Here is a 16,999-nt window from a genome sequence, read left to right on the forward strand (position 1 = left end):
GCTTTATAAGACCAAAGCCGCCGGGTGTGACACCGTGCACATGGCGGCGCTGGTGAAGGCGGGATGAATCAGGAGGCAGGCTGGATGGCCAGCACCACTCCGTTGGTAATCTGTATCAGCACATAGTGCTCGCCCACGCGCACCCAGTGGCTTTCCTTTTCCGGCGTGGGCAGGCCCTTGGCTTTCCAGTCCTTGATGGTCTGGTCGTCACGCTTGTACTGGTCCGGAGCCTTGTCGCCGACCTTGAGCTCGCGATTGTGGGTTTCCGGGGCGGTGATGCTTTCTTCGCTGGAGGGGGCTGCGGTGGCTGCCAGTGGCAAGCAGGGTAGGGCGGCGAATAACAGGTAGTGCAGTTTCATGACGGGCTCCTTGTAACGGCATGTCTTGTCTGCGACAGCGGAATGGGCGTGACAATTCACTCGGGCTGCGTGCCAATGCTAGAGTCGCTTCTTTTCAAAACCTCGAGGATGGAACATGCGTGCGATTCTGCCGATGGCCGTGACACTGATGCTGGTCGGTTGTGCTTCTGCGACGATGGACACTGCGCGCGGCGGCAAGCCGACTGCGCAGCTCGACTCGCACAAGGCACCAGAGCTGGTGGCGCAGTGCATCCAGTTCAGCTGGCAGGAAGAGAAGGTGTTCGGCGATGACGCCAGTGGCTACCTGGAACCGCGCAAGCAAGGGGGGTTGACCGTATATACCCGTCAGGCCGAGTCGTTCGTGGATGTGTATCCGCAGGCGGGTGGCACGCACGTGGATTACTACGCGCAGAAGAACGACAGCGTGGCGCTGCAGCGCCGGGCGGCAGCAGCGACCTGTTTGTAACCGTATCGACTTGAACGGGGGCATTCCCTTCTACACGGCTGAGGCAGCGGGTTTTACAAATTTGAGCAAGGCAGTGCTGTGGTGTGTGCAGGGTGGCGTCTAGCATCAAGCGCTTACCCTCAAGGACGACGGCTATCGAATATGTGGAATCTGACGTCTACGCGGCCGACAAGGTCTTGCCGGTGGGTACGACCTGGTCTACACCGGCATTGGCGCGCTCTGCTGGCTACCTCGTATCGAACCCTGGGCACGTACCTTGGCAGCACTGCTGAAACCGGATTACCGCCTTGCTGGGCCACGGGCTGCTACTGACGGCTCTGGTCGAGCACCAGAGCATCCCCTGAGTTACACCCTGGTGGCGGTCAAAACCTGATCAAGAAAGGAACCCGCCGTCTACATTGAGTGCGGTGCCGGTGGTGTAGCTGGAGGCATCGCTGGCCAGATACAGCACCGCGCCGGCCATTTCTTTGGGATCGGCTACGCGCTTGAGCGGGATCTGCTGCAAGGCGGCGTTGAGGATGGCATCGTTCTTGACCAGTGCCGAGGCGAATTTGGTGTCGGTCAGGCCGGGCAACAGGGCATTGCAGCGGATACCAAACTGGGCGCACTCCTTGGCGAACACCTTGGTCATGTTGATGACTGCGGCCTTGGTCACCGAATAGATGCCCTGGAACAGCCCCGGTGAAACCCCGTTGATCGACGCCACGTTGATGATGCTGCCGCCGCCATGGTCACGCATGAGCTTGCCGGCCTCTACCGACATGAAGAAATAACCCCGGATATTCACATCCACGGTCTTCTGGAAAGCGCCCGGGTCGGTGTCCAGCACGTTGCAGAACTGTGGGTTGGTGGCGGCGTTGTTGACCAGCACGTCCAGGCGCCCGAACTGTTCACGGATGCCGGCGAACACGTGCTGAATCTGCTCCAGTTCACCAATGTGGCAGGCCACCGCCGTGGCTTTGCCCCCTGCGGCGATGATGGCGTCGGCCACTTGCTGGCAACCCTCGAGCTTGCGGCTGGAAACGATCACGTGGGCCCCTTGCTGCGCCAGCAAGTGGGCGATGGCCTCGCCAATGCCACGGCTGGCGCCGGAAACGAAGGCAATCTTGCCGTCGAGGTCGAACAGGTGAGTCTTGGACATGCTGTTTTCCTTGTTAACCGTCGTCGTGGGCAATGCTCAGAGGCTGGACTTGTCGATGACCTGCAAGGTCATGTGCTCCAGCAAGCGATTCATGTGGATGAACTGTGCGAAGCGCTTGTCCTGGGTCTGGCCGTGATAAAAGCGGTAATAGATTTGCTGGACGATGCCGGCCAGGCGGAACAGGCCGTAGCAATAGTAGTAATCGAAGTTGTCCAGGCGGATGCCGGCGCGCTCGGCGTAGTAGTCGACGAACTGGCGGCGGCTCAGCATGCCGGGCGCATTGCTCGGCTGGCGGCGCATCAGTTGTACCGGCGGCGGGTCGCCGGCTTCGATCCAGTAGGCAAGGCTATTGCCCAGATCCATCAGCGGGTCACCCAAGGTGGCCATCTCCCAGTCCAGTACGCCGATGATGCGCATGGGGTTGTCAGCGTCGAGGATCACGTTGTCGAAGCGGTAGTCGTTGTGCACGATGCCTGGCCGCGGGTGGTCGGCGGGCATTTTAGCGTGCAGCCAGGCGGTTACCTGTTCCCAGCGCGGCGCGTCCGGGGTCAGGGCCTTCTCGTAGCGGCTGGTCCAGCCATCGATTTGGCGCTGTACGTAGCCTTCTGGCTTGCCCAGGTCGGCCAGGCCGCAGGCGCTGTAGTCCACTTGGTGCAGCTCCACCAAGCGGTCGATGAAGCTCTTGCACAGGGCTTCGGTACGGCTGGCGTCGAGGTTCAGTTCGGCTGGGATGTCCGAGCGCAGGATGATGCCCTTGACCCGCTCCATCACATAGAACTCGCCACCGATCAGGCTGGTGTCGGTGCAGTGTGCATAGGCCTTAGGGCAATAGGGGAAGCCGCTGTTCAGCTGGTTGAGGATGCGGAACTCGCGGCCCATGTCGTGGGCCGACTTGGCCTTCTGGCCGAACGGTGGACGACGCAGCACAAAGTCGCGATTCGGGTAGCTGACCAGGTAGGTGAGGTTGGAGGCGCCACCCGGAAACTGGCTGATGCTCGGCAGGCCGGCCAGGCCGGGAATGTGGGCTTTGAGGTAAGGGTCGATGACGGCCGCGTCGAGCTCTTCGCCGGGGCGTACCTGGGTGGACTGGTCGGTGAGCGTCATGCGTTTTCCTTATTCTCGATCGCAAGGACTATTGGCTAATCTAATGGTCTGCTGAGGTTGGAACAAGCGTGCCAGGCGCCATATAGGTGAGGGTGTTGCATCAAGATCAACTGCCTTGATGGGACCTGCCGGCTCAGCGAGTGCTCATCGTGTGAGCAGTCTCCTTGCTCCGCTGCAGGGCGCCACCTATTCCTGCAGACCCCTTGCACGGTTTGCGACCGAGGCCGCTTTCCCAGAGGGCCGCGCTAGTCGGTTGAGCCTGCGCAAGCGGGCAAAAAAAAACCGAAGCCGGTCAGGCTTCGGTTTTCCGATCATGCGGTATCCCCGGCACTCAGGACGGGAACAGCTCGCTGAGTTTCATCGACAGCATCATGTCGCCTTCAACGCGCAGCTTGCCGCCCATGAAGGCCTGCATGCCGTCGGTTTCGCCGCTGACGATGCCCTTCAGGGTTTCGCTGTCCATCACCAGGGTGCAGTTGGCATCCGGGTTCTCGCCTTCCTGCAGGTCGCAGGTGCCGTCCTTGACGATCAGGGCGTAGTGCTTGCCTTCGTCGGTGATGTTGAAGCCGAACACCAGGTCCAGGCCGGCGGCAGCGGATGGGTTGAACTTCTCTTGCATCTTTTTCACGGCATCAGCTACGGAGGTCATGGCGCATTCCTTATAGAGTGATTTACACGTCCCCGCAGGGACACAACTAGCCGGGCTTATCGGTAAGTGACGAGCTCCGGCGCCCTCAACAACTGCACATGGGCCTGGCTGTTGAAGGAAGCCAGTGCCACGTCGCGGCCGCGGAACTTCAGCTGGCTGAGCGACGTGTTGATGATCTGCCAGTTCAGCGCGAACGCCTGGCCTGGGGTAATGCGGGTAACCAGGTGGAGCAGGGCGGCAATGGTGCCGCCGGAGGTGAAAATGGCGACATTGTCGCCGCTGCCGGCAGTATCCAGCACGCGCTGCAGGGCACCTTGGACCCGGGCAGTGAACGCCTGCCAGGTCTCCAGGCCATCGTCAGCATGCTCGCCATCGTGCCAGCGCTGAACCATCAGCGCGAACAGGCGCTGGAACTCACTGCGGTGCTGGGCGGGATTGCGCAGCACTTGCAGGGCGTCGGGTTCTTCTGGCAACAGGCCGGGCAACAGTGCACGGATCACGCCGTCGGCATCGAACTCATTGAACGCTGCGTCGGTCTCAACAGCCGGCACCGGGCAGCCACTGACATGCAGTGCTTGTAGCGCAATGCGCGCGGTATCCTGCTGGCGCCGAAGGTCGCCGGCCACGCAGCGGTCCAGCCGTACACCAAGCTGGGCCAGGTGTTGACCCAAGGCCTGGCTCTGGCGCACACCCACGGGCGAGAGGACGTCGTAGTCATCGGCACCGAAGGAGGCTTGGCCATGTCGGATCAGGTAGAGGTTGCCCACGGAAGGTTCCGGCCTGTTGGAGGTTGCTGCGAGGTTAGGATGCGGCACACGGGCTGTCAACGAAAAAACATACAAGCGTTTGAAAAGGTCGTTTGAAAGATGTTGCCGGCGTTTGCATCGGCTGGCAGCACTCCAGGCGCAACGGTATGCTTGCAACAAATACGCGCCGCAGTGGCGCAGGCATTTTAAGGAGTCAACGTGGAGTTTCTTGCCGAATACGCAAGCTTTCTCGCCAAAACCGCCACCCTGGTCATCGCTATCCTGGTGGTGCTTTCTGCCATAGCCGGGTTGCGTGGCAAAGGGCGGCGCAAACCGGGTGGGCAATTGCAGGTCACCCGCCTGAACGAATTCTACAAGGACTTGCGCGAGCGCCTGGAGTCCGGCCTGCTCGACAAGGCCCAGCTCAAAGTCCTGCGCAAGCAACAGGCCAAAGCGGAAAAACAGGAAAAGAAAGGCAAGGGCAAGGCCGATGAAAAGGGCCGGGTGTTCGTGCTGGATTTCGATGGTGATATCAAGGCTTCGGCCACCGAAAGCCTGCGCAACGAAATCACCGCGCTGCTGACCCTCGCCACCCCGCGTGACGAAGTGGTGCTGCGCCTGGAGAGCGGCGGTGGCCTGGTGCACAGTTACGGCCTGGCCGCCTCGCAGCTGGCGCGCATTCGCCAGGCAGGCATCCCGCTGACCGTGTGCATCGACAAAGTGGCGGCCAGTGGCGGTTACATGATGGCCTGCATCGGCGAGAAAATCGTCAGTGCCCCGTTTGCCGTGCTCGGTTCGATCGGCGTGGTGGCGCAGTTGCCCAACGTCAACCGCTTGCTGAAGAAGCACGACATCGACTTCGAAGTGCTGACCGCCGGCGAATACAAGCGCACCTTGACTGTATTTGGCGAAAACACCGAAAAGGGCCGGGAGAAATTCCAGGAAGACCTGGACATCACCCACCAGCTGTTCAAGGACTTCGTCGCCCGCTATCGCCCGCAGCTGCATATCGACGAAGTGGCCACCGGTGAAGTATGGCTGGGCGTTGCGGCACTCAACCGCAAACTGGTGGACGCGCTGCAGACCAGCGACGAGTACCTGAGCGAGCGGGCGCGCAACGCCAACCTGTTCCACCTGCACTATGCCGAGCGCAAGAGCCTGCAGGAGCGTATCGGCGTGGCCGCCAGCGGCGCGGTGGAGAACACCGTGGTGGGTTTGTGGAGTAAACTCGGCCGCCTGCGCTAACACCTTGAACCCGTTGAAATTTTTTTTCGTTCAGGGGGTTGCAAGGTTAAAGGAATGAAGACATAATGGCGCCCATCGAAACGCAGCAAACTTTGAAAAAGGTTCAGCGTTTCAAGGAGATAGCAAAGCGAAAGCAGCTAGATCCGACCTTTGAGGCCGAGTAGCAAAGTGGTTATGCTCCGGATTGCAAATCCGTCTACGCCGGTTCGATTCCGACCTCGGCCTCCACCATTCGAAAGCCCCGCAGATCTAGGTCTGCGGGGTTTTTATTTGCGCGCCAGAAAGTACCGAAGTCCCAAAACTAATTGTGACCAGTCCCAAAACTTCCTCATTTGGAAGGCTTGGCGATAGCCCCGACGCGCCGATAAACGCGCTGGTAATTCCCTCTTTCGAGTGGCCCAACAGCACGCTTGCATCGCTCAGGTCGTTGATCTCCGAGGCCGCCTTCGGTCGGATGTCGCGGAACTGGAACTGGGCGATTCGGTTGGCCAGGTCCGGCTTCTTCTCCTGTTCGGCTTTCACCCTGGCAGCTTCGCGAGCCTCCGCCCACCGGTTGCGCAGCATGGGCCAGCTCATGCGCTTGCCGTGCTCGTTGACGATGAAGAACGGCGACAGGTGCTGGCTGGTGTATCGGATGATTCGGTCCAGCAGAAGGCCCAGGCTGTTCCTTACGCCATTCGCTTCCAGGACGATTCTCAGTCGCTTGCCGGTCTTGCCTTGGCTGACCAACAGGTAGATCCCTTCCATATCGTCCTTCCGCATGGACAGCACATCCGACGGCCGCTGGCCAGTCAGGTACGCCAGGTCCATCGCATCCTTCAGCTCCGGTGGAGCCTCCTCATACACCGCCTGCCACACCGTTTCGTTGGCGTAGAAGTCGCGCGGTTTCTCCTTGTTCTTCCTCACGCCCAGGCACGGGTTATCCCAGGTGGTGAGACCCCACTCCCTAGCCGTGTTGAATACGTGGGAGAGCAGGGCAATTTCCCTGTTCGCCCTGGTCTTCGCCGACCGCGAGTCGCGGTACTGCGCGATCATGGCCGGCGTGATGGCGTCGATGGGTGCCGAGTCGAACACGGCGCGCAGCTGCTTGAGCTCGTAGATATTGTCCTTCTGGGTCCTGGCGGCCTTGCCCGGGATAATCTTCAGCAGGTACTCGTCGAAGATTCCCACCATCGTCGTCAGCTCGGCCGGGGTGGCCTTGGCTTCGAAGTCGGCCCACTTCAGCTTGGCCTGAGCCAGGTCGGTACCGAGGGGGATTTCCTTGCCGGCCTGGTCGCGGTAGTAGTACCCAACCCACACTTTTCCGTTCTTTCTGGTGCGCTTGCGCCGGTATATGCCCGGCGGCAAGTCACGGTTCTCGATACTTCTGGGTCGCATTTCACTTTACTCGGGAGAAATCAGGGGGCCAGGCGGGCGCCGGGGGCGGGGCTGCAGCGACAGGCATGGTGTCGATCACCACGCCGCTGAGCTTCTGGCGGGCGTACAGGCGACCCACCAGGGGGCGGCCGCCGCGGCTCTCTACGAAATGCCAGCCTTTTTCTTTCAACCAGCGGCGCTGCCACGCCCGGGGTTTGTAGCCGGTGATCACCACCAGCTCTTCGTCCGAAAGGATCTCGGTTTCCATGCGATGGTCTCCACGCCGCCCATGGCGGCACAGGTGGGGAGGGGGTTTATTTGCGAAGGTCGTGGAAAAAATTAGTATCCTGACTCTTCAATTTGGTCTCAGGGATAAGCACCGATGGCAACTTCCAGTGAAGCTGTTGCGCAATTGATTAAAGTTATGAATTCAAGCCTTGGTGTTTCTGCCGAGCTCAAAATCGCTGCTGCTGAAGGACTTGGTTATGCGGGCGGTGATGTTGCTCGCGCAGCCCTTATCAAGGTCATGAACTCCAGTCTTGGCGTATCCAAGGAGTTGAAAGTCGCTGCTGCAAAAGCTCTAGGGCATGCGTCCCAAGATTGACTCTGACGGCAAACGTGAAGGAGCGGATTTTCAGTTGCGCTTCATGAAGGTGATCCAGTGCGTCTTCTCGCGTTTGCCGGACTTGTGCCCAAACAGGGGCTTTTCTTCGGTAAGGGCCAGCAGATCTCTCACTGGTACCTGAGTTTCGTTCCACTTGAAGATCAGGATGCCTTCGGACTCCAGTACCCGGAAGCATTCGGCAAAGCCTTGGCGAATGTCCTCTCGCCAGTCGCTGGTGAGCAAGCCGTACTTGGCGCGCATCCAGCTGTCCACTCCGGCCCGGGTTAGGTGCGGCGGGTCGAATACGACCATACGGAAGGTTGAGTCCTCGAAGGGCAGTTGGCGGAAATCCATGAGCACGTCGGGCTCAACCTTCAGCACGCGGCCATCGCACAGCAGGTGCTCTTCGTCACGGATGTCGCCGAACAGGGCGCGCTGGTCTTGCTTGTCAAACCACATCATGCGGCTGGCGCTGCAGGGGTCGAGCACCTTGGCTGCAGCACTCATCGCGGCCCCCTGTAGATCAGGTAGGCCATGTAGGCGAGGGCGATCATGGCATCAGCTCCTTGGGCACCTGGACGGTATCGCCAATGTGTAGAGCGACTATCGCCCTGCAGCCTGCGGCAAGGATTGTTGGACCGCCGGCTAAGCGGCTGAATCCAGTGGGCTGGTTGTAGGCGAATGCTCGGTACCGGGAGTTTGTGCCGTCCTGCAGCATGCCGAAGCCCTTGCAGTGCTTATCGAACAGCGGCCCGCCCACCGCCCAGTCTTCCCACGGGTTGTAGCGTTTGGTGTGCTCGGTAGCGGCGCCCTGGTACCGGGCGAACACCCGGCAGGGCACGCCGTTGTATCCGGGCGGTTCAAGGAACAGATCCAGCCCTTCGGCCTTGCCGACGGCCCACCCCAGCGCCTCGCCGGCCAGGTCGGCCGTCTTCACTTCGATCAGGTCGGTCATGCTTCGAACCCTCTGGCGCGCATTGCTACCGACATGCTCTTAACGGTCTGGGCATGCGATACCACTTCATCCCCTCGCATATCGGAAAGCTCGCCAGCGCGGGCGCAGTCCACAAACTGCTCGAGCTCCTGTACCTGGGCCGGGATATGGCCATCGGATGAACAGGTGACCTCGTATTCGTCGCCGTCGACGACTATGCGGCGTGGGTGGCGCCCAAGTCCTCGCACAACGATGGTGGTGAATTCGCTCACAGCTGATACCTCTCATCAATCCAGCGCCCAGGCGCCAGTGCGGGTGTAGGTTCGGGTTGTGTTTCGTGCGGGGAGAGCTGGCGCTGGTTGCCGGCCTGCAACTGGCTGTCGGGGATGCAGCTGATGCCGACCCCGTTGAGCAGGTAGCAGGTGACGCCGCGCTGGCTGTCGTGCTGCACGTCGATGACGTTCTCGGTTGCGCTGGTGCCGGTGGCCAGCAGCAGTAGGCAGAGGGCGAGGCGGGTCATGGCGTCACCACTCGACGACCCCACCAGCAAACCGGGCCGTCGTGGGTGTCATGGATGGCCAGACAGAACCAGCCTTCACCTTCAGGCTTACCAGGTTCCCAGTAGCCGCAGTGCGGCTCATCGGACTGGAAGTAGCGATCTGCGATCTCTTCCGGCGCGTCTGTTTCCAGGTGGACCATGACGAGCTGCAGGCTCTGCTGCGCGATCCAGGCCTTGCACTTCTCGCCGTCGCCCTCGTCGAAGTCGGACAGCTCCGGGTGTTCGTACATTCCGTATTTGTCGCGCACGACCGGCGCCGGCTGGATCAGGTTGATTTCTTCAGGGATGACGAGTCCTTGGCTGCCATATCGCGGCAGTGAGTAAAATAAAATGGTAAAGATTATGGTGCAGCAGTTTACAATCGGCTGTTCTGGCGCGTGATGTAATGCGAATCGGTAGCTGCCATCTTCGTGGAGAATGAAGTTGCGAAATTTTTATCTGGCCCAAAATTTATATCGATACCTCACACTTTTGATGCTACTGCTGTTGGCGCTTAGTGCAACTGTTTGGGTAATAGTAGGATCAGTGGGATATTGGGCCAAGCTAGGATGGATCCCTGCCGACGGAGCCGGCTGGGCGCAAGCGATCGGTGCATTCGTTGCTATCACGGTAGCAATTGCTGTTCCCTATCATCAGAATTATCAGCAGCGCGTCCAGCGTGACGAAGCAGATCGAAAAGCAAGGCTTGACGGTATCAATGCTACGTTAGCGCTTATGAATCATGTTAAAGGAGTTACTGGGCGACTGAGCAAAGTTCTCAGCAATCGCTATCGAGTGAGCGTTTGAGGGGATGCAGGGTCAAACTCGGTCGCTCATGACCTGAAACAAGCAGTGGCGATGCTGAGAGAAATTCCCGTAACCTCGATTTCAAATGAGGTGGTTCATTTTTTGGTGGGGCTTAGGGAGATTGCAAATTATGGGGAGTATGCGGCTGGTGTTGTGCTTCAAGGCGGATATTACGATGAATCTCCCATAATAAAAAGGCGAATGCGAACGTGGCTTTGATAGATCGCTGGATCGAAGAGCTGGATTTGCTAGAGCAAGATATTCGCGACCAATAAGCTCCTATGCAGCTCTGAGGAGAGCCTCAATCACTATCTGCCCTGCAAGTGGAGGCACAGCATTTCCTGCCATGTGCATAGTCAGTCGGTGGTTATCCGGCCTTAGGGTGTCAGCGGGGAACGACATCGCGGCCAGCGCCTCGTTTGCGCTCAGCATCCGCATGCGATCACCGTCGACCAAGGCCCAGCGGTCCAAGGTGGTGATGGTGCCGATTGGCCGGTTGATGTCGCGGCCGGTGGTGCCGGAGCCTTTGCCGTAGTAAGGCATGATGAACCGCTCGCCGAAGCGCTGGCGGCCGTTGCGCACCCGGTCAAGCGTGGCCTGGGCCCGGCTTGGCTTCTCGATCTGCGACCAACGTCCTGCTTCGAAGTCGAGGAAGCTGGCGGCGGGTACATGCCGTTCCTGCGGCAGTTGCAGCATCAGCGGGGCCTTGCTACGCGTCAGCACCATGAACAGGCGCACGCGGTGTTGCGGTACGCCGAGGTCGGCGCAGTCCAGGATGTGCGGCGCGGCCTGATACCCAAGCGCCTGAACGGCTTGCAGCCACGCCGGGTAGAGCACCCAGTCGGTGAACTCCGGCACGTTCTCGATCACTGCTGCCTGCGGCCGGTGGAACTCCAGAGCTGATACCGGCGCCCAAGCCGTCGATCGCGAAGCGTCATGCTCAGGATTGCCCGACTTCTTGCCGCGTGCCTTGGCGTGGCCCTGGCAGCAGGGCGAGGCAAGCAGGATGTCGTGGGCGGGCACCTGCTCCCAGCGCGCCTGGTGCAGGTCTTGGCAGACATGTTGCGTATCGGGATGGTTGGCGCTGTGCCATTCAACGGCCACCGGCCAGTGGTTTGCCGCCCAGAGAACCTGGACGCCTGCGGCGCGCGCGCCGGTGCTCCATCCGCCGAGGCCGGCGAACAGGTCGATTGCTGTATGCATTGATAGCCTGAAGTGGCGATGTGCCATGATTATAGGTTAGATTTGTGCCCCTGTGTTCACTTTCATGAAGAGAGCGATATGTCAGGCCACACTTACTCGACCGGCAATACCACTGGCAGCCAGTACAAAGCGTTGTGTGAAAAGTGCAAGATCGAGCAGCGCCACGTCGTAGAGGCATCTGCACGGAGCAGATGGGATTCTGATGATTGGAGTGGGATAACTGAATACGAGGTAATTCGTTGCTTGAATTGTGACTCGCTATCCTTCAGGAGAGAGTCGTCTGATAGTGAGGGCTATTTCTACGATCACGAGAATGAAGAATACATTAGTGATGTCAGCGTAGACCTTTATCCGAACCGAACCGCCGGTCGGTTCAAGATCGAGGAGCATTGGCAATTGCCGCCCGAGGTGAGGGCAATTTACGATGAGCTGATTACGGCTATGAACAGCGAGCAACCGATTTTGGCGGGTTTAGCTTTCCGGATCCTCATCGAGATGATCTGCAAAGAGCAAGCTGCAATCGGGAAGAATCTTTTCGCCAAAATTGATGACTTAAAAACCAAGGGCGTTCTAACGAATGCTGGCGCGGATATTCTCCATAAACTTCGATCTATGGGTAACGATTCCGCGCATGAAGCGAAGCCTAGTACTTCAAAGCAGCTGATTCTCGCCATGGATGTCGTTGAGAATCTGCTCCAGAGTGTCTACATCCACCCAGCTCAAGCGAAAGCTGCCTTCAAATAGTCACTGGGTTGTCCTTCCCCTTAATCTCTTAGGGGAAGGCGCTGGCGGGCAGCGTGTGGTGTCAGGTTTTGCGGCCGGAATCGTTTTTGGGTATAACGCCCGACCATTTCACAGGAAGGAACCTCATGAAACGCACAATCGTTGGCGCGATCCTGGTCGCTATCACTGCACTTTCTCTCGGCGGTTGCTGGGAGTCCGAAGCAGAGGTCCAGGAAAAGGAAAAGGATCAGCACTCCAAAGATTTCTGGGATATGGGCGGCCCAACTGACCGCAGCAAGAGTGAAGGCTTCAAGCCCTGACTCAACCTTCCCGTTAACGCCGCCGACACAAGGCGGCGTTTTCGTTTGTGCGGAAGGCGCTGGCGGGCAGCGCCGTCTGGGTGAATTTGGCAGGCAGGTGATATGCTTTGCCGCTTACCAAACAAGGAGAGTGGTATGCGGTTTAGAGAAAGGTTCGGAACCATGCAGGAATGGCTCACACCGAAGCGTTTGCGCCGTATCGGCTTTGCGCTGTTGGCGATATGGGGTGGCCTATCTGCGATGTATCCAGGCCAGCACCTTGCCTGGCTGGCTGTGCTCGCGTCATGCATTTTGGCGTCGGCGTATATCCCAAACCCTATCAGGAAGCGCTGAGGCTCTGGCGGGCAGCGCCGGAGGGTCAGGCGGAGATGATCGCGACGCAGGTATTAACCATGGTGCCGGAGGTCTTGAACGAAGCATCGGGCAGGTTGACGATGCTGCCGCTGCGCGATGAGACGATGCCGCGGAAGTCACGGGACAAGGCATCTTCGCGGAAGATCACCCCGGTAGGCATGATTGCCACCAGCAGCCCATGGGACTTGAGGAATTTCAAGGCGTGCATCACGTGGTAAATGTCGCTGCGCTTCTTGTCGAACGGTGGGTTCATCACGATTCGGTCATAGATGGGCTCAGGCTCGATGCTGAGGAAGTCGGCGCAGCGCACTGAGCGGAACGGCAGTTGCTCCAGGTGCTTGGCGTTATCAGACAGTAGCTCAATGCAGTCAACTTTCAGGCCGGCGATGGCCAGGGCGCTCGCGATGGCGCCGCGGCCGGCAGAAGGCTCCAAGGCTGACATGCCTTTTTCCAGCTGGGCGAACTCGAGCAGTCGATCAACCACTGGTCCTGGCGTTGGGAAAAAGCCGAAGTCCTTCGGTACCGCAACCTCTCCGGTAAGGATGATGTTCTCGATCGCCTCGACGGCGTCATCAGCGAACAGGTGGCTTTGGCTTTGGTGTTCCACTTGCCGCCGGCAGCCTTCAGAGTCTTGTCCAGGCGCGCATACAGGCCGCGACCCAGCTGGCCGCTAGTGATGAACAGCTTGTTACCCTCGGTGCGGGAAGCGCTGAGCAGCGCCATGACTTCGGTGTCGACTTTCATGTGTTTCTCCATTGCAGGCGCCGCCCTCGCCGGGGAGGCGTTATCGTTGAATAGGGGAAGGCGCTGGCGGGCAGCTGCTGGTGATATGCTTCGCCGCTCACCAAACAAGGAGGGTGGTAATGGGGTTGCGAGATCGAGGAAGATCGCCAAGATCAAGAGCTGCCGCGATGAAGACCCGAACGGCATCATTCATAGGGCTCGCGATTTGGATAGCGTTTCTTTGGCTGGGAAAGCCATCTGCGTCGTTGATCAGCTATTCCGTGCCGTTTGGAATTGCTCTGATCGCCACAGGCCCCCTCGAACTGATCCCAGATCGTTGGCACAGGCTTAATTTCCTCGTCAATGCCCTGGCAACTGGATTCTTCTTCGTCAGCATCATGTTTGCGATAGTGGCAATCTCTTTCGCCCTGTCATTGAGCAAAAGCGAGCGTTCGATTTTCTGCCTTGCTGGATGGGCAACGCTGTTGATTGTTTACCATTTCGCAATCCCTCGGCTGAAGCGGTCGCCTTTTCACCGACTCAGCGAGGATAGAGGGATGTACAGCCCTCCAACGGATGACGATAAACGGAACTGAGATCAGATAGGTCAATGCCGGAGCAGATTAGTCGCTGGCGGGCAGCGCCGGAGAGTCAGGCGGCGTATCGAGTTCGCAATGCTGCGGCAATACGAGCGTCCGACTGCGTTTCGGCGTATGCAATCGCAATCCGGTGCTTGTGCTCTCGCCACGCCTGATGAGCTTCGAGGGCACTGGCGTGATAGCCGAGAAACTCGTGACGACCAGTGAAAGGGTTCCTGCACTGAGCCACGAATCTCTGCCTAGCCTTGTGCCAAGAAACTCCGCGCCGGCCGTGCCTGACGCGTGCGGTGATGCGTTTCATGCTGCTTTCTGCTGATTCCAGGCGCCGACGGCGGCAAAGATCTAGGAGGCCTCTGCTTCGTCGAGCGTTGTGTCGGTAGGAATGGCGATCCAGCCGGCCGCCACCAGTTGATTTGGATTGGCCGTGGCCCGTAGGCCTAAGTAGGTCGCTTCGATCACGTCGGTCAGGTGCTCGGCGCGGTAGTTGCCTTGCGGCGCGACCTCGATCGACTTGTTGTACCGCTCGCCGAACTCAGTCCGACAAAGGACGCTGAGATAGATGGTCCACCGGTGCGGGATATCGCAGACGGCGTCGACGACCTGGCGCACGCGGATCTGCTTAAGGTTCTTCCAGTTGATCAGCACCTGCTGGCCGCTGGGGTCGATGTTCACCACGGCGGCGTGGTTGGCCGAGACCAGGGCTCGGCACGTCCGCTCCAGGCGTGCCCGCATGTTGTGGGGTTTGCGCTTGGTCATTGCCGCGTGTCTGTCTTGCTTGCCGCCCCGGCCTCGCAGGCATCGACAAAGCGCATCGCTGCCTTGTAGCTGTAGGCGAAGCCTTGCACGGCGCCGGTGGCGATCTCGATCTTGGAGTGTGCCTCGGCCCTCACTGACTTGCTGCGCTCGAGCAGGGCCGCGAGCACGGCAATCTTCTGCTCGAAAGCAGGGTGCATTGCTGTCTGCATGGGGTGATCCTCGGTAGGGTCAGGCGTGGTATTCGAAGGCCTCGGCCTCCCGAGCTTCACGACAAGCGCTGAGGCGCTGGTGGGCAGTGCCGGAGGTTCAGGCCGTAACTCGCTCGCCAATGACCTTGGTGCTGAAGGCGACCTCGTAGTTGAGGGTCAGCTCGAACGGGCCAGTGCACACGTCGCAGCTCATCTTTTTGGCGTCGTAGTCCTCGGTTTCGATGTGTATGACCGCGGCGCAATGCGGACACTTGCATTCGTCCCGAGAGTCGACGTTCGAGTCGTACTCTGCTTTGGCAAACTTGGCCAGGGCCTCTGCTTTGGCAGCAGCGTCGAGACGCTTCTGGCAAGGCTTGCAGGTGACACCATCTCCTGATGATCTGGCGGCAAATGCCGCGCCGCTTGGATTTCTATACAAAAATTGCTGAATTTTGTATTTATTTTGCTGCCAAATTTCAGTATCTCGTCAGAATTGACACGGCTTCTGCCAGTTCCCTGTATAGTGATCGAGTAGCCGCTTTCTGCGGTTCTTCACTAGGTAGCTGTCATGCACCAGGCCATATCCCCCGAGACGCAGCGTGCCCATGAGCGCTTGAATGAACAGACCGAACTGTTCATCAACCAGGGAGGCCTGATTGAAAGCGTTCCTTCCGGCGTCAGCGGAGTGCTCGCGAGTAAGCCGAAGGTCGTTTGGACGAGCCCGCACACCGCCAATCCGATCCACAAACGATAGCGCGCCCAAATGCACTGCTTTGTCGCTCCATAGCGTACGCGAGGGCACAAGTATGTTTCATGCGCCAAGTGATTTGGATATTGCCGCGCGGATTGGCGTCAGTGTGACGGATGTGGCTCTTTACCGGGGTGATACATTTCGATTGAAAGATGGTTCGTGGCTCATCCATTTTTCCTTCGCGATGCCCCGCGAGCTACGCCAGAGCCTTACGGGCAGTTTCACCTTCCTCATGAAAGCTGAAAAGCCAGGCGACCGGCGCTTGAGTGAGTTGGATTGAGCATTTGATCTGGCGACGCACCCTCATCATGAGTTGTGTCCCGGTGGTCCGTTTTAAATTTTCTGGATGAGGTTGAAGCGCATACTCAAAGCGCTCAGGACTTCTGAGCATTGAGAGGTGTGTATGTCCAGAGACAGGTATGGCGTAGATAGTGACAGACAGGTCAGTCAGCCAGCCGGTAACGAGGGACCGCTAGAGCGATCCGTCGATCACGACAAGCGTGGTTGCCACGAGGGCCGTGAAGACAATTTCGACAGCCCTCCCTTTCGAAGGGAGCAGAAGCAGGGCCCGCCGGACCCATCGCGGGTATCCCACGCAGAGCGTTACAGTTACCACAAGCGCCCATTGGAATAACATTCAGCCAGAGCGCTAACCCTCGGGCAGGCTTACCCCACAGATGAACTCATCCGAGCCAAGCCGGTGTGATCCGTACTCGACCACGTAGCCCGCACCGAGGCGCTCGGCTTCCACCTTGGCGGTCTTCTGATCGGCGTATACATCGACAAAATGCCATGGATACCGGTCTCGTAGCACGCCCCAGCCAAGTACCCAACCCTGGTTGTCTGGGTCGGCTGGGAGGTTTCTGGCCAAGCTGCGAATCGTCATGGGCTCCCCCTGGCTAGCGGCAATTCATGCCTATCGGCTTCCGTGGTGATCACTCACCGGCCTGGCCAGGATTCTGCCATCTTCGCTTGAACCTGGCGACCAGCTTGCTGGTCATCAGCATGGAGGGGCACGTGCCTGCTTGGGCTTGCCACTTCCAATTCTGCAATGTTCAAACGCTATGTTTGGGGCGTCGAGCAGAAACCACCAGCGAGGGAGTCGGAAAATGGATTATTTCAGCATGGTTGAATCGTTGGACAGGATGCTGAAAGCAGCGCCCGCAGCGCAAGACGAGAGAGCAGAGCAGCCCTGCAGGCGGCCGTTGGTTGCTGACGGTCATCGGTGTATTCGCAGCCACTCATCCGCCACCTCGCCCATGTTGGACGGTGTGCCGCTCTTGATCCAGGCGATGAAGGCCCGGTCAAACACGAATGCGGCCCCGCACTCGCTGAGCAGAAATTGACGGACCTTCTGCGTGTTGCGGTAGTGCTTGTCCAGCGGGGTTGAACGGGTAATCGGCCCGGCATGCCAGTCGAAGCTCATGGTCTGT

26 protein-coding genes, 1 tRNA gene and 2 pseudogenes are annotated in these 16,999 nt (G+C 59.1%); 11 read left to right on the forward strand and 18 right to left on the reverse strand.

The genetic code is table 11. The features are described 5' to 3' along the window. Positions 1-68 precede the first annotated feature (68 nt). Entirely contained in the window at positions 69-359 is a 291-nt protein-coding gene (locus tag E8E68_RS12900) for an RcnB family protein (RefSeq protein WP_280341970.1), read from the reverse strand. 115 nt (positions 360-474) lie between these two features. On the opposite strand from E8E68_RS12900, the gene E8E68_RS12905 reads away from it, so the two are divergent. Continuing rightward, positions 475-825, forward strand: a complete 351-nt coding sequence (locus E8E68_RS12905) for a hypothetical protein (protein ID WP_266033894.1) — start codon at positions 475-477, stop codon at positions 823-825. 134 nt (positions 826-959) lie between these two features. Further along, positions 960-1,166 (forward strand): annotated as a pseudogene (locus E8E68_RS12910) (SAM-dependent methyltransferase); the annotation flags it as partial. 32 nt (positions 1,167-1,198) lie between these two features. Here the strand turns inward: E8E68_RS12910 and E8E68_RS12915 are convergent. The 4 genes from E8E68_RS12915 to E8E68_RS12930 form a co-directional block, all read right to left on the reverse strand. Further along, entirely contained in the window at positions 1,199-1,966 is a 768-nt protein-coding gene (locus tag E8E68_RS12915; RefSeq protein WP_110743879.1) for an SDR family oxidoreductase, read from the reverse strand. A 36-nt stretch (positions 1,967-2,002) separates the two neighbouring features. Continuing rightward, complete coding sequence (locus tag E8E68_RS12920) at positions 2,003-3,070, reverse strand: phosphotransferase family protein (protein ID WP_266033890.1); 1,068 nt, start codon at positions 3,068-3,070, stop codon at positions 2,003-2,005. A gap of 331 nt (positions 3,071-3,401) precedes the next feature. After that, a complete protein-coding gene (locus E8E68_RS12925) occupies positions 3,402-3,719 on the reverse strand; it encodes an SCP2 sterol-binding domain-containing protein (RefSeq protein WP_046614879.1) in 318 nt (105 codons plus the stop codon). A gap of 56 nt (positions 3,720-3,775) precedes the next feature. Then, complete coding sequence (locus tag E8E68_RS12930) at positions 3,776-4,486, reverse strand: histidine phosphatase family protein (RefSeq protein WP_266033879.1); 711 nt, start codon at positions 4,484-4,486, stop codon at positions 3,776-3,778. Positions 4,487-4,684: 198 nt separating this feature from the next. On the opposite strand from E8E68_RS12930, the gene sohB reads away from it, so the two are divergent. Further along, complete coding sequence (sohB, locus tag E8E68_RS12935) at positions 4,685-5,710, forward strand: protease SohB (RefSeq protein WP_266033876.1); 1,026 nt, start codon at positions 4,685-4,687, stop codon at positions 5,708-5,710. 154 nt (positions 5,711-5,864) lie between these two features. Next, positions 5,865-5,938, forward strand: a tRNA-Cys gene (locus E8E68_RS12940). Positions 5,939-6,038: 100 nt separating this feature from the next. Here E8E68_RS12940 and E8E68_RS12945 read toward each other — a convergent pair. After that, positions 6,039-7,087: pseudogene (locus E8E68_RS12945) on the reverse strand (tyrosine-type recombinase/integrase). Position 7,088: 1 nt separating this feature from the next. Continuing rightward, positions 7,089-7,334, reverse strand: a complete 246-nt coding sequence (locus tag E8E68_RS12950) for a DUF4224 domain-containing protein (RefSeq protein ID WP_280341979.1) — start codon at positions 7,332-7,334, stop codon at positions 7,089-7,091. A 114-nt stretch (positions 7,335-7,448) separates the two neighbouring features. Here E8E68_RS12950 and E8E68_RS12955 point away from each other — a divergent pair, with 114 nt between their 5' ends. Continuing rightward, positions 7,449-7,670, forward strand: coding sequence for a hypothetical protein (locus E8E68_RS12955; RefSeq protein ID WP_280341982.1), 222 nt, complete (start codon positions 7,449-7,451; stop codon positions 7,668-7,670). A 30-nt stretch (positions 7,671-7,700) separates the two neighbouring features. Here E8E68_RS12955 and E8E68_RS12960 read toward each other — a convergent pair whose 3' ends face one another. Genes E8E68_RS12960 through E8E68_RS12980 form a run of 5 tightly spaced genes read right to left on the reverse strand, consistent with a single transcriptional unit; the run spans position 7,701 to position 9,450 of the window. Further along, positions 7,701-8,177 (reverse strand): SAM-dependent methyltransferase, encoded by a 477-nt coding sequence (locus tag E8E68_RS12960; RefSeq protein WP_280341985.1) that lies wholly within the window; start codon positions 8,175-8,177, stop codon positions 7,701-7,703. Positions 8,178-8,220: 43 nt separating this feature from the next. After that, positions 8,221-8,625, reverse strand: a complete 405-nt coding sequence (locus E8E68_RS12965) for a phage protein NinX family protein (protein WP_280341988.1) — start codon at positions 8,623-8,625, stop codon at positions 8,221-8,223. Next, positions 8,622-8,876 carry a hypothetical protein gene (locus tag E8E68_RS12970; protein WP_280341990.1) on the reverse strand — a complete coding sequence of 85 codons (255 nt, stop codon included), beginning with the start codon at positions 8,874-8,876 and terminating at the stop codon, positions 8,622-8,624. The genes E8E68_RS12965 and E8E68_RS12970 overlap by 4 nt, the downstream gene beginning before the upstream one ends. Then, positions 8,873-9,124, reverse strand: coding sequence for a hypothetical protein (locus E8E68_RS12975; protein WP_280341993.1), 252 nt, complete (start codon positions 9,122-9,124; stop codon positions 8,873-8,875). The genes E8E68_RS12970 and E8E68_RS12975 overlap by 4 nt, the downstream gene beginning before the upstream one ends. After that, positions 9,121-9,450 carry a hypothetical protein gene (locus E8E68_RS12980; protein ID WP_280342127.1) on the reverse strand — a complete coding sequence of 110 codons (330 nt, stop codon included), beginning with the start codon at positions 9,448-9,450 and terminating at the stop codon, positions 9,121-9,123. The genes E8E68_RS12975 and E8E68_RS12980 overlap by 4 nt, the downstream gene beginning before the upstream one ends. Positions 9,451-9,586: 136 nt before the next feature. Here E8E68_RS12980 and E8E68_RS12985 point away from each other — a divergent pair, with 136 nt between their 5' ends. Next, positions 9,587-9,949: a hypothetical protein gene (locus E8E68_RS12985; RefSeq protein ID WP_280341995.1), complete on the forward strand. Its 363-nt coding sequence runs from the start codon at positions 9,587-9,589 to the stop codon at positions 9,947-9,949. Positions 9,950-10,228: 279 nt separating this feature from the next. On the opposite strand, the gene E8E68_RS12990 is transcribed toward E8E68_RS12985, so the two are convergent. Further along, a complete protein-coding gene (locus tag E8E68_RS12990; RefSeq protein ID WP_280341998.1) occupies positions 10,229-11,152 on the reverse strand; it encodes a DNA cytosine methyltransferase in 924 nt (307 codons plus the stop codon). A gap of 78 nt (positions 11,153-11,230) precedes the next feature. Between E8E68_RS12990 and E8E68_RS12995 the strand changes: the two genes are divergently transcribed. Together E8E68_RS12995 and E8E68_RS13000 are read left to right on the forward strand one after the other, a co-directional pair. Further along, positions 11,231-11,896, forward strand: a complete 666-nt coding sequence (locus E8E68_RS12995; RefSeq protein WP_280342001.1) for a DUF4145 domain-containing protein — start codon at positions 11,231-11,233, stop codon at positions 11,894-11,896. 125 nt (positions 11,897-12,021) lie between these two features. After that, positions 12,022-12,195, forward strand: a complete 174-nt coding sequence (locus E8E68_RS13000; protein ID WP_280342003.1) for a hypothetical protein — start codon at positions 12,022-12,024, stop codon at positions 12,193-12,195. Positions 12,196-12,553: 358 nt separating this feature from the next. Here the strand turns inward: E8E68_RS13000 and E8E68_RS13005 are convergent, their stop codons facing one another. Further along, positions 12,554-13,156, reverse strand: a complete 603-nt coding sequence (locus E8E68_RS13005) for an SAM-dependent methyltransferase (protein ID WP_280342006.1) — start codon at positions 13,154-13,156, stop codon at positions 12,554-12,556. 304 nt (positions 13,157-13,460) lie between these two features. On the opposite strand from E8E68_RS13005, the gene E8E68_RS13010 reads away from it, so the two are divergent. Further along, positions 13,461-13,868: a hypothetical protein gene (locus E8E68_RS13010; RefSeq protein ID WP_041166750.1), complete on the forward strand. Its 408-nt coding sequence runs from the start codon at positions 13,461-13,463 to the stop codon at positions 13,866-13,868. Between the two features lie 345 nt (positions 13,869-14,213). Here the strand turns inward: E8E68_RS13010 and E8E68_RS13015 are convergent, their stop codons facing one another. Both E8E68_RS13015 and E8E68_RS13020 read right to left on the reverse strand, forming a co-directional pair. Then, positions 14,214-14,627: a hypothetical protein gene (locus E8E68_RS13015; RefSeq protein ID WP_280342009.1), complete on the reverse strand. Its 414-nt coding sequence runs from the start codon at positions 14,625-14,627 to the stop codon at positions 14,214-14,216. Next, positions 14,624-14,836 carry a hypothetical protein gene (locus tag E8E68_RS13020; protein ID WP_266031099.1) on the reverse strand — a complete coding sequence of 71 codons (213 nt, stop codon included), beginning with the start codon at positions 14,834-14,836 and terminating at the stop codon, positions 14,624-14,626. Before E8E68_RS13020 ends, E8E68_RS13015 begins: the two co-directional genes overlap by 4 nt. A gap of 547 nt (positions 14,837-15,383) precedes the next feature. Between E8E68_RS13020 and E8E68_RS13025 the strand changes: the two genes are divergently transcribed. Both E8E68_RS13025 and E8E68_RS13030 read left to right on the forward strand, forming a co-directional pair. After that, on the forward strand, positions 15,384-15,569 hold the full coding sequence (locus E8E68_RS13025) for a hypothetical protein (RefSeq protein WP_280342012.1): 186 nt from the start codon (positions 15,384-15,386) through the stop codon (positions 15,567-15,569). Between the two features lie 52 nt (positions 15,570-15,621). Further along, complete coding sequence (locus E8E68_RS13030) at positions 15,622-15,846, forward strand: hypothetical protein (protein WP_110743884.1); 225 nt, start codon at positions 15,622-15,624, stop codon at positions 15,844-15,846. Between the two features lie 369 nt (positions 15,847-16,215). On the opposite strand, the gene E8E68_RS13035 is transcribed toward E8E68_RS13030, so the two are convergent. Continuing rightward, entirely contained in the window at positions 16,216-16,452 is a 237-nt protein-coding gene (locus E8E68_RS13035) for a hypothetical protein (RefSeq protein WP_266031094.1), read from the reverse strand. Between the two features lie 333 nt (positions 16,453-16,785). Continuing rightward, positions 16,786-16,992, reverse strand: a complete 207-nt coding sequence (locus E8E68_RS13040) for a DUF6434 domain-containing protein (RefSeq protein WP_266031093.1) — start codon at positions 16,990-16,992, stop codon at positions 16,786-16,788. Positions 16,993-16,999 lie beyond the last annotated feature (7 nt).

It is taken from the genome of Pseudomonas sp. BN607, assembly GCF_029871175.1.
Taxonomy (GTDB): domain Bacteria; phylum Pseudomonadota; class Gammaproteobacteria; order Pseudomonadales; family Pseudomonadaceae; genus Aquipseudomonas.

Excerpts from the sequence above, each read along its gene's own strand:
- E8E68_RS12900 (WP_280341970.1), bottom strand. The coding sequence starts at position 359 with ATGAAACTGCACTACCTGTTATTCGCCGCCCTACCCTGCTTGCCACTG.
- E8E68_RS12975 (WP_280341993.1), bottom strand. The coding sequence starts at position 9,124 with ATGACCCGCCTCGCCCTCTGCCTACTGCTGCTGGCCACCGGCACCAGC.
- E8E68_RS13030 (WP_110743884.1), top strand. The coding sequence starts at position 15,622 with ATGTTTCATGCGCCAAGTGATTTGGATATTGCCGCGCGGATTGGCGTC.
- E8E68_RS12960 (WP_280341985.1), bottom strand. The coding sequence starts at position 8,177 with ATGAGTGCTGCAGCCAAGGTGCTCGACCCCTGCAGCGCCAGCCGCATG.
- E8E68_RS13010 (WP_041166750.1), top strand. The coding sequence starts at position 13,461 with ATGAAGACCCGAACGGCATCATTCATAGGGCTCGCGATTTGGATAGCG.
- E8E68_RS12950 (WP_280341979.1), bottom strand. The coding sequence starts at position 7,334 with ATGGAAACCGAGATCCTTTCGGACGAAGAGCTGGTGGTGATCACCGGC.
- E8E68_RS13025 (WP_280342012.1), top strand. The coding sequence starts at position 15,384 with ATGCACCAGGCCATATCCCCCGAGACGCAGCGTGCCCATGAGCGCTTG.
- E8E68_RS13020 (WP_266031099.1), bottom strand. The coding sequence starts at position 14,836 with ATGCAGACAGCAATGCACCCTGCTTTCGAGCAGAAGATTGCCGTGCTC.
- E8E68_RS13000 (WP_280342003.1), top strand. The coding sequence starts at position 12,022 with ATGAAACGCACAATCGTTGGCGCGATCCTGGTCGCTATCACTGCACTT.
- E8E68_RS12955 (WP_280341982.1), top strand. The coding sequence starts at position 7,449 with ATGGCAACTTCCAGTGAAGCTGTTGCGCAATTGATTAAAGTTATGAAT.
- E8E68_RS12965 (WP_280341988.1), bottom strand. The coding sequence starts at position 8,625 with ATGACCGACCTGATCGAAGTGAAGACGGCCGACCTGGCCGGCGAGGCG.
- E8E68_RS12905 (WP_266033894.1), top strand. The coding sequence starts at position 475 with ATGCGTGCGATTCTGCCGATGGCCGTGACACTGATGCTGGTCGGTTGT.
- E8E68_RS12990 (WP_280341998.1), bottom strand. The coding sequence starts at position 11,152 with ATGCATACAGCAATCGACCTGTTCGCCGGCCTCGGCGGATGGAGCACC.
- E8E68_RS13035 (WP_266031094.1), bottom strand. The coding sequence starts at position 16,452 with ATGACGATTCGCAGCTTGGCCAGAAACCTCCCAGCCGACCCAGACAAC.
- E8E68_RS12995 (WP_280342001.1), top strand. The coding sequence starts at position 11,231 with ATGTCAGGCCACACTTACTCGACCGGCAATACCACTGGCAGCCAGTAC.
- E8E68_RS12920 (WP_266033890.1), bottom strand. The coding sequence starts at position 3,070 with ATGACGCTCACCGACCAGTCCACCCAGGTACGCCCCGGCGAAGAGCTC.
- E8E68_RS13040 (WP_266031093.1), bottom strand. The coding sequence starts at position 16,992 with ATGAGCTTCGACTGGCATGCCGGGCCGATTACCCGTTCAACCCCGCTG.
- E8E68_RS12915 (WP_110743879.1), bottom strand. The coding sequence starts at position 1,966 with ATGTCCAAGACTCACCTGTTCGACCTCGACGGCAAGATTGCCTTCGTT.
- E8E68_RS12925 (WP_046614879.1), bottom strand. The coding sequence starts at position 3,719 with ATGACCTCCGTAGCTGATGCCGTGAAAAAGATGCAAGAGAAGTTCAAC.
- E8E68_RS13015 (WP_280342009.1), bottom strand. The coding sequence starts at position 14,627 with ATGACCAAGCGCAAACCCCACAACATGCGGGCACGCCTGGAGCGGACG.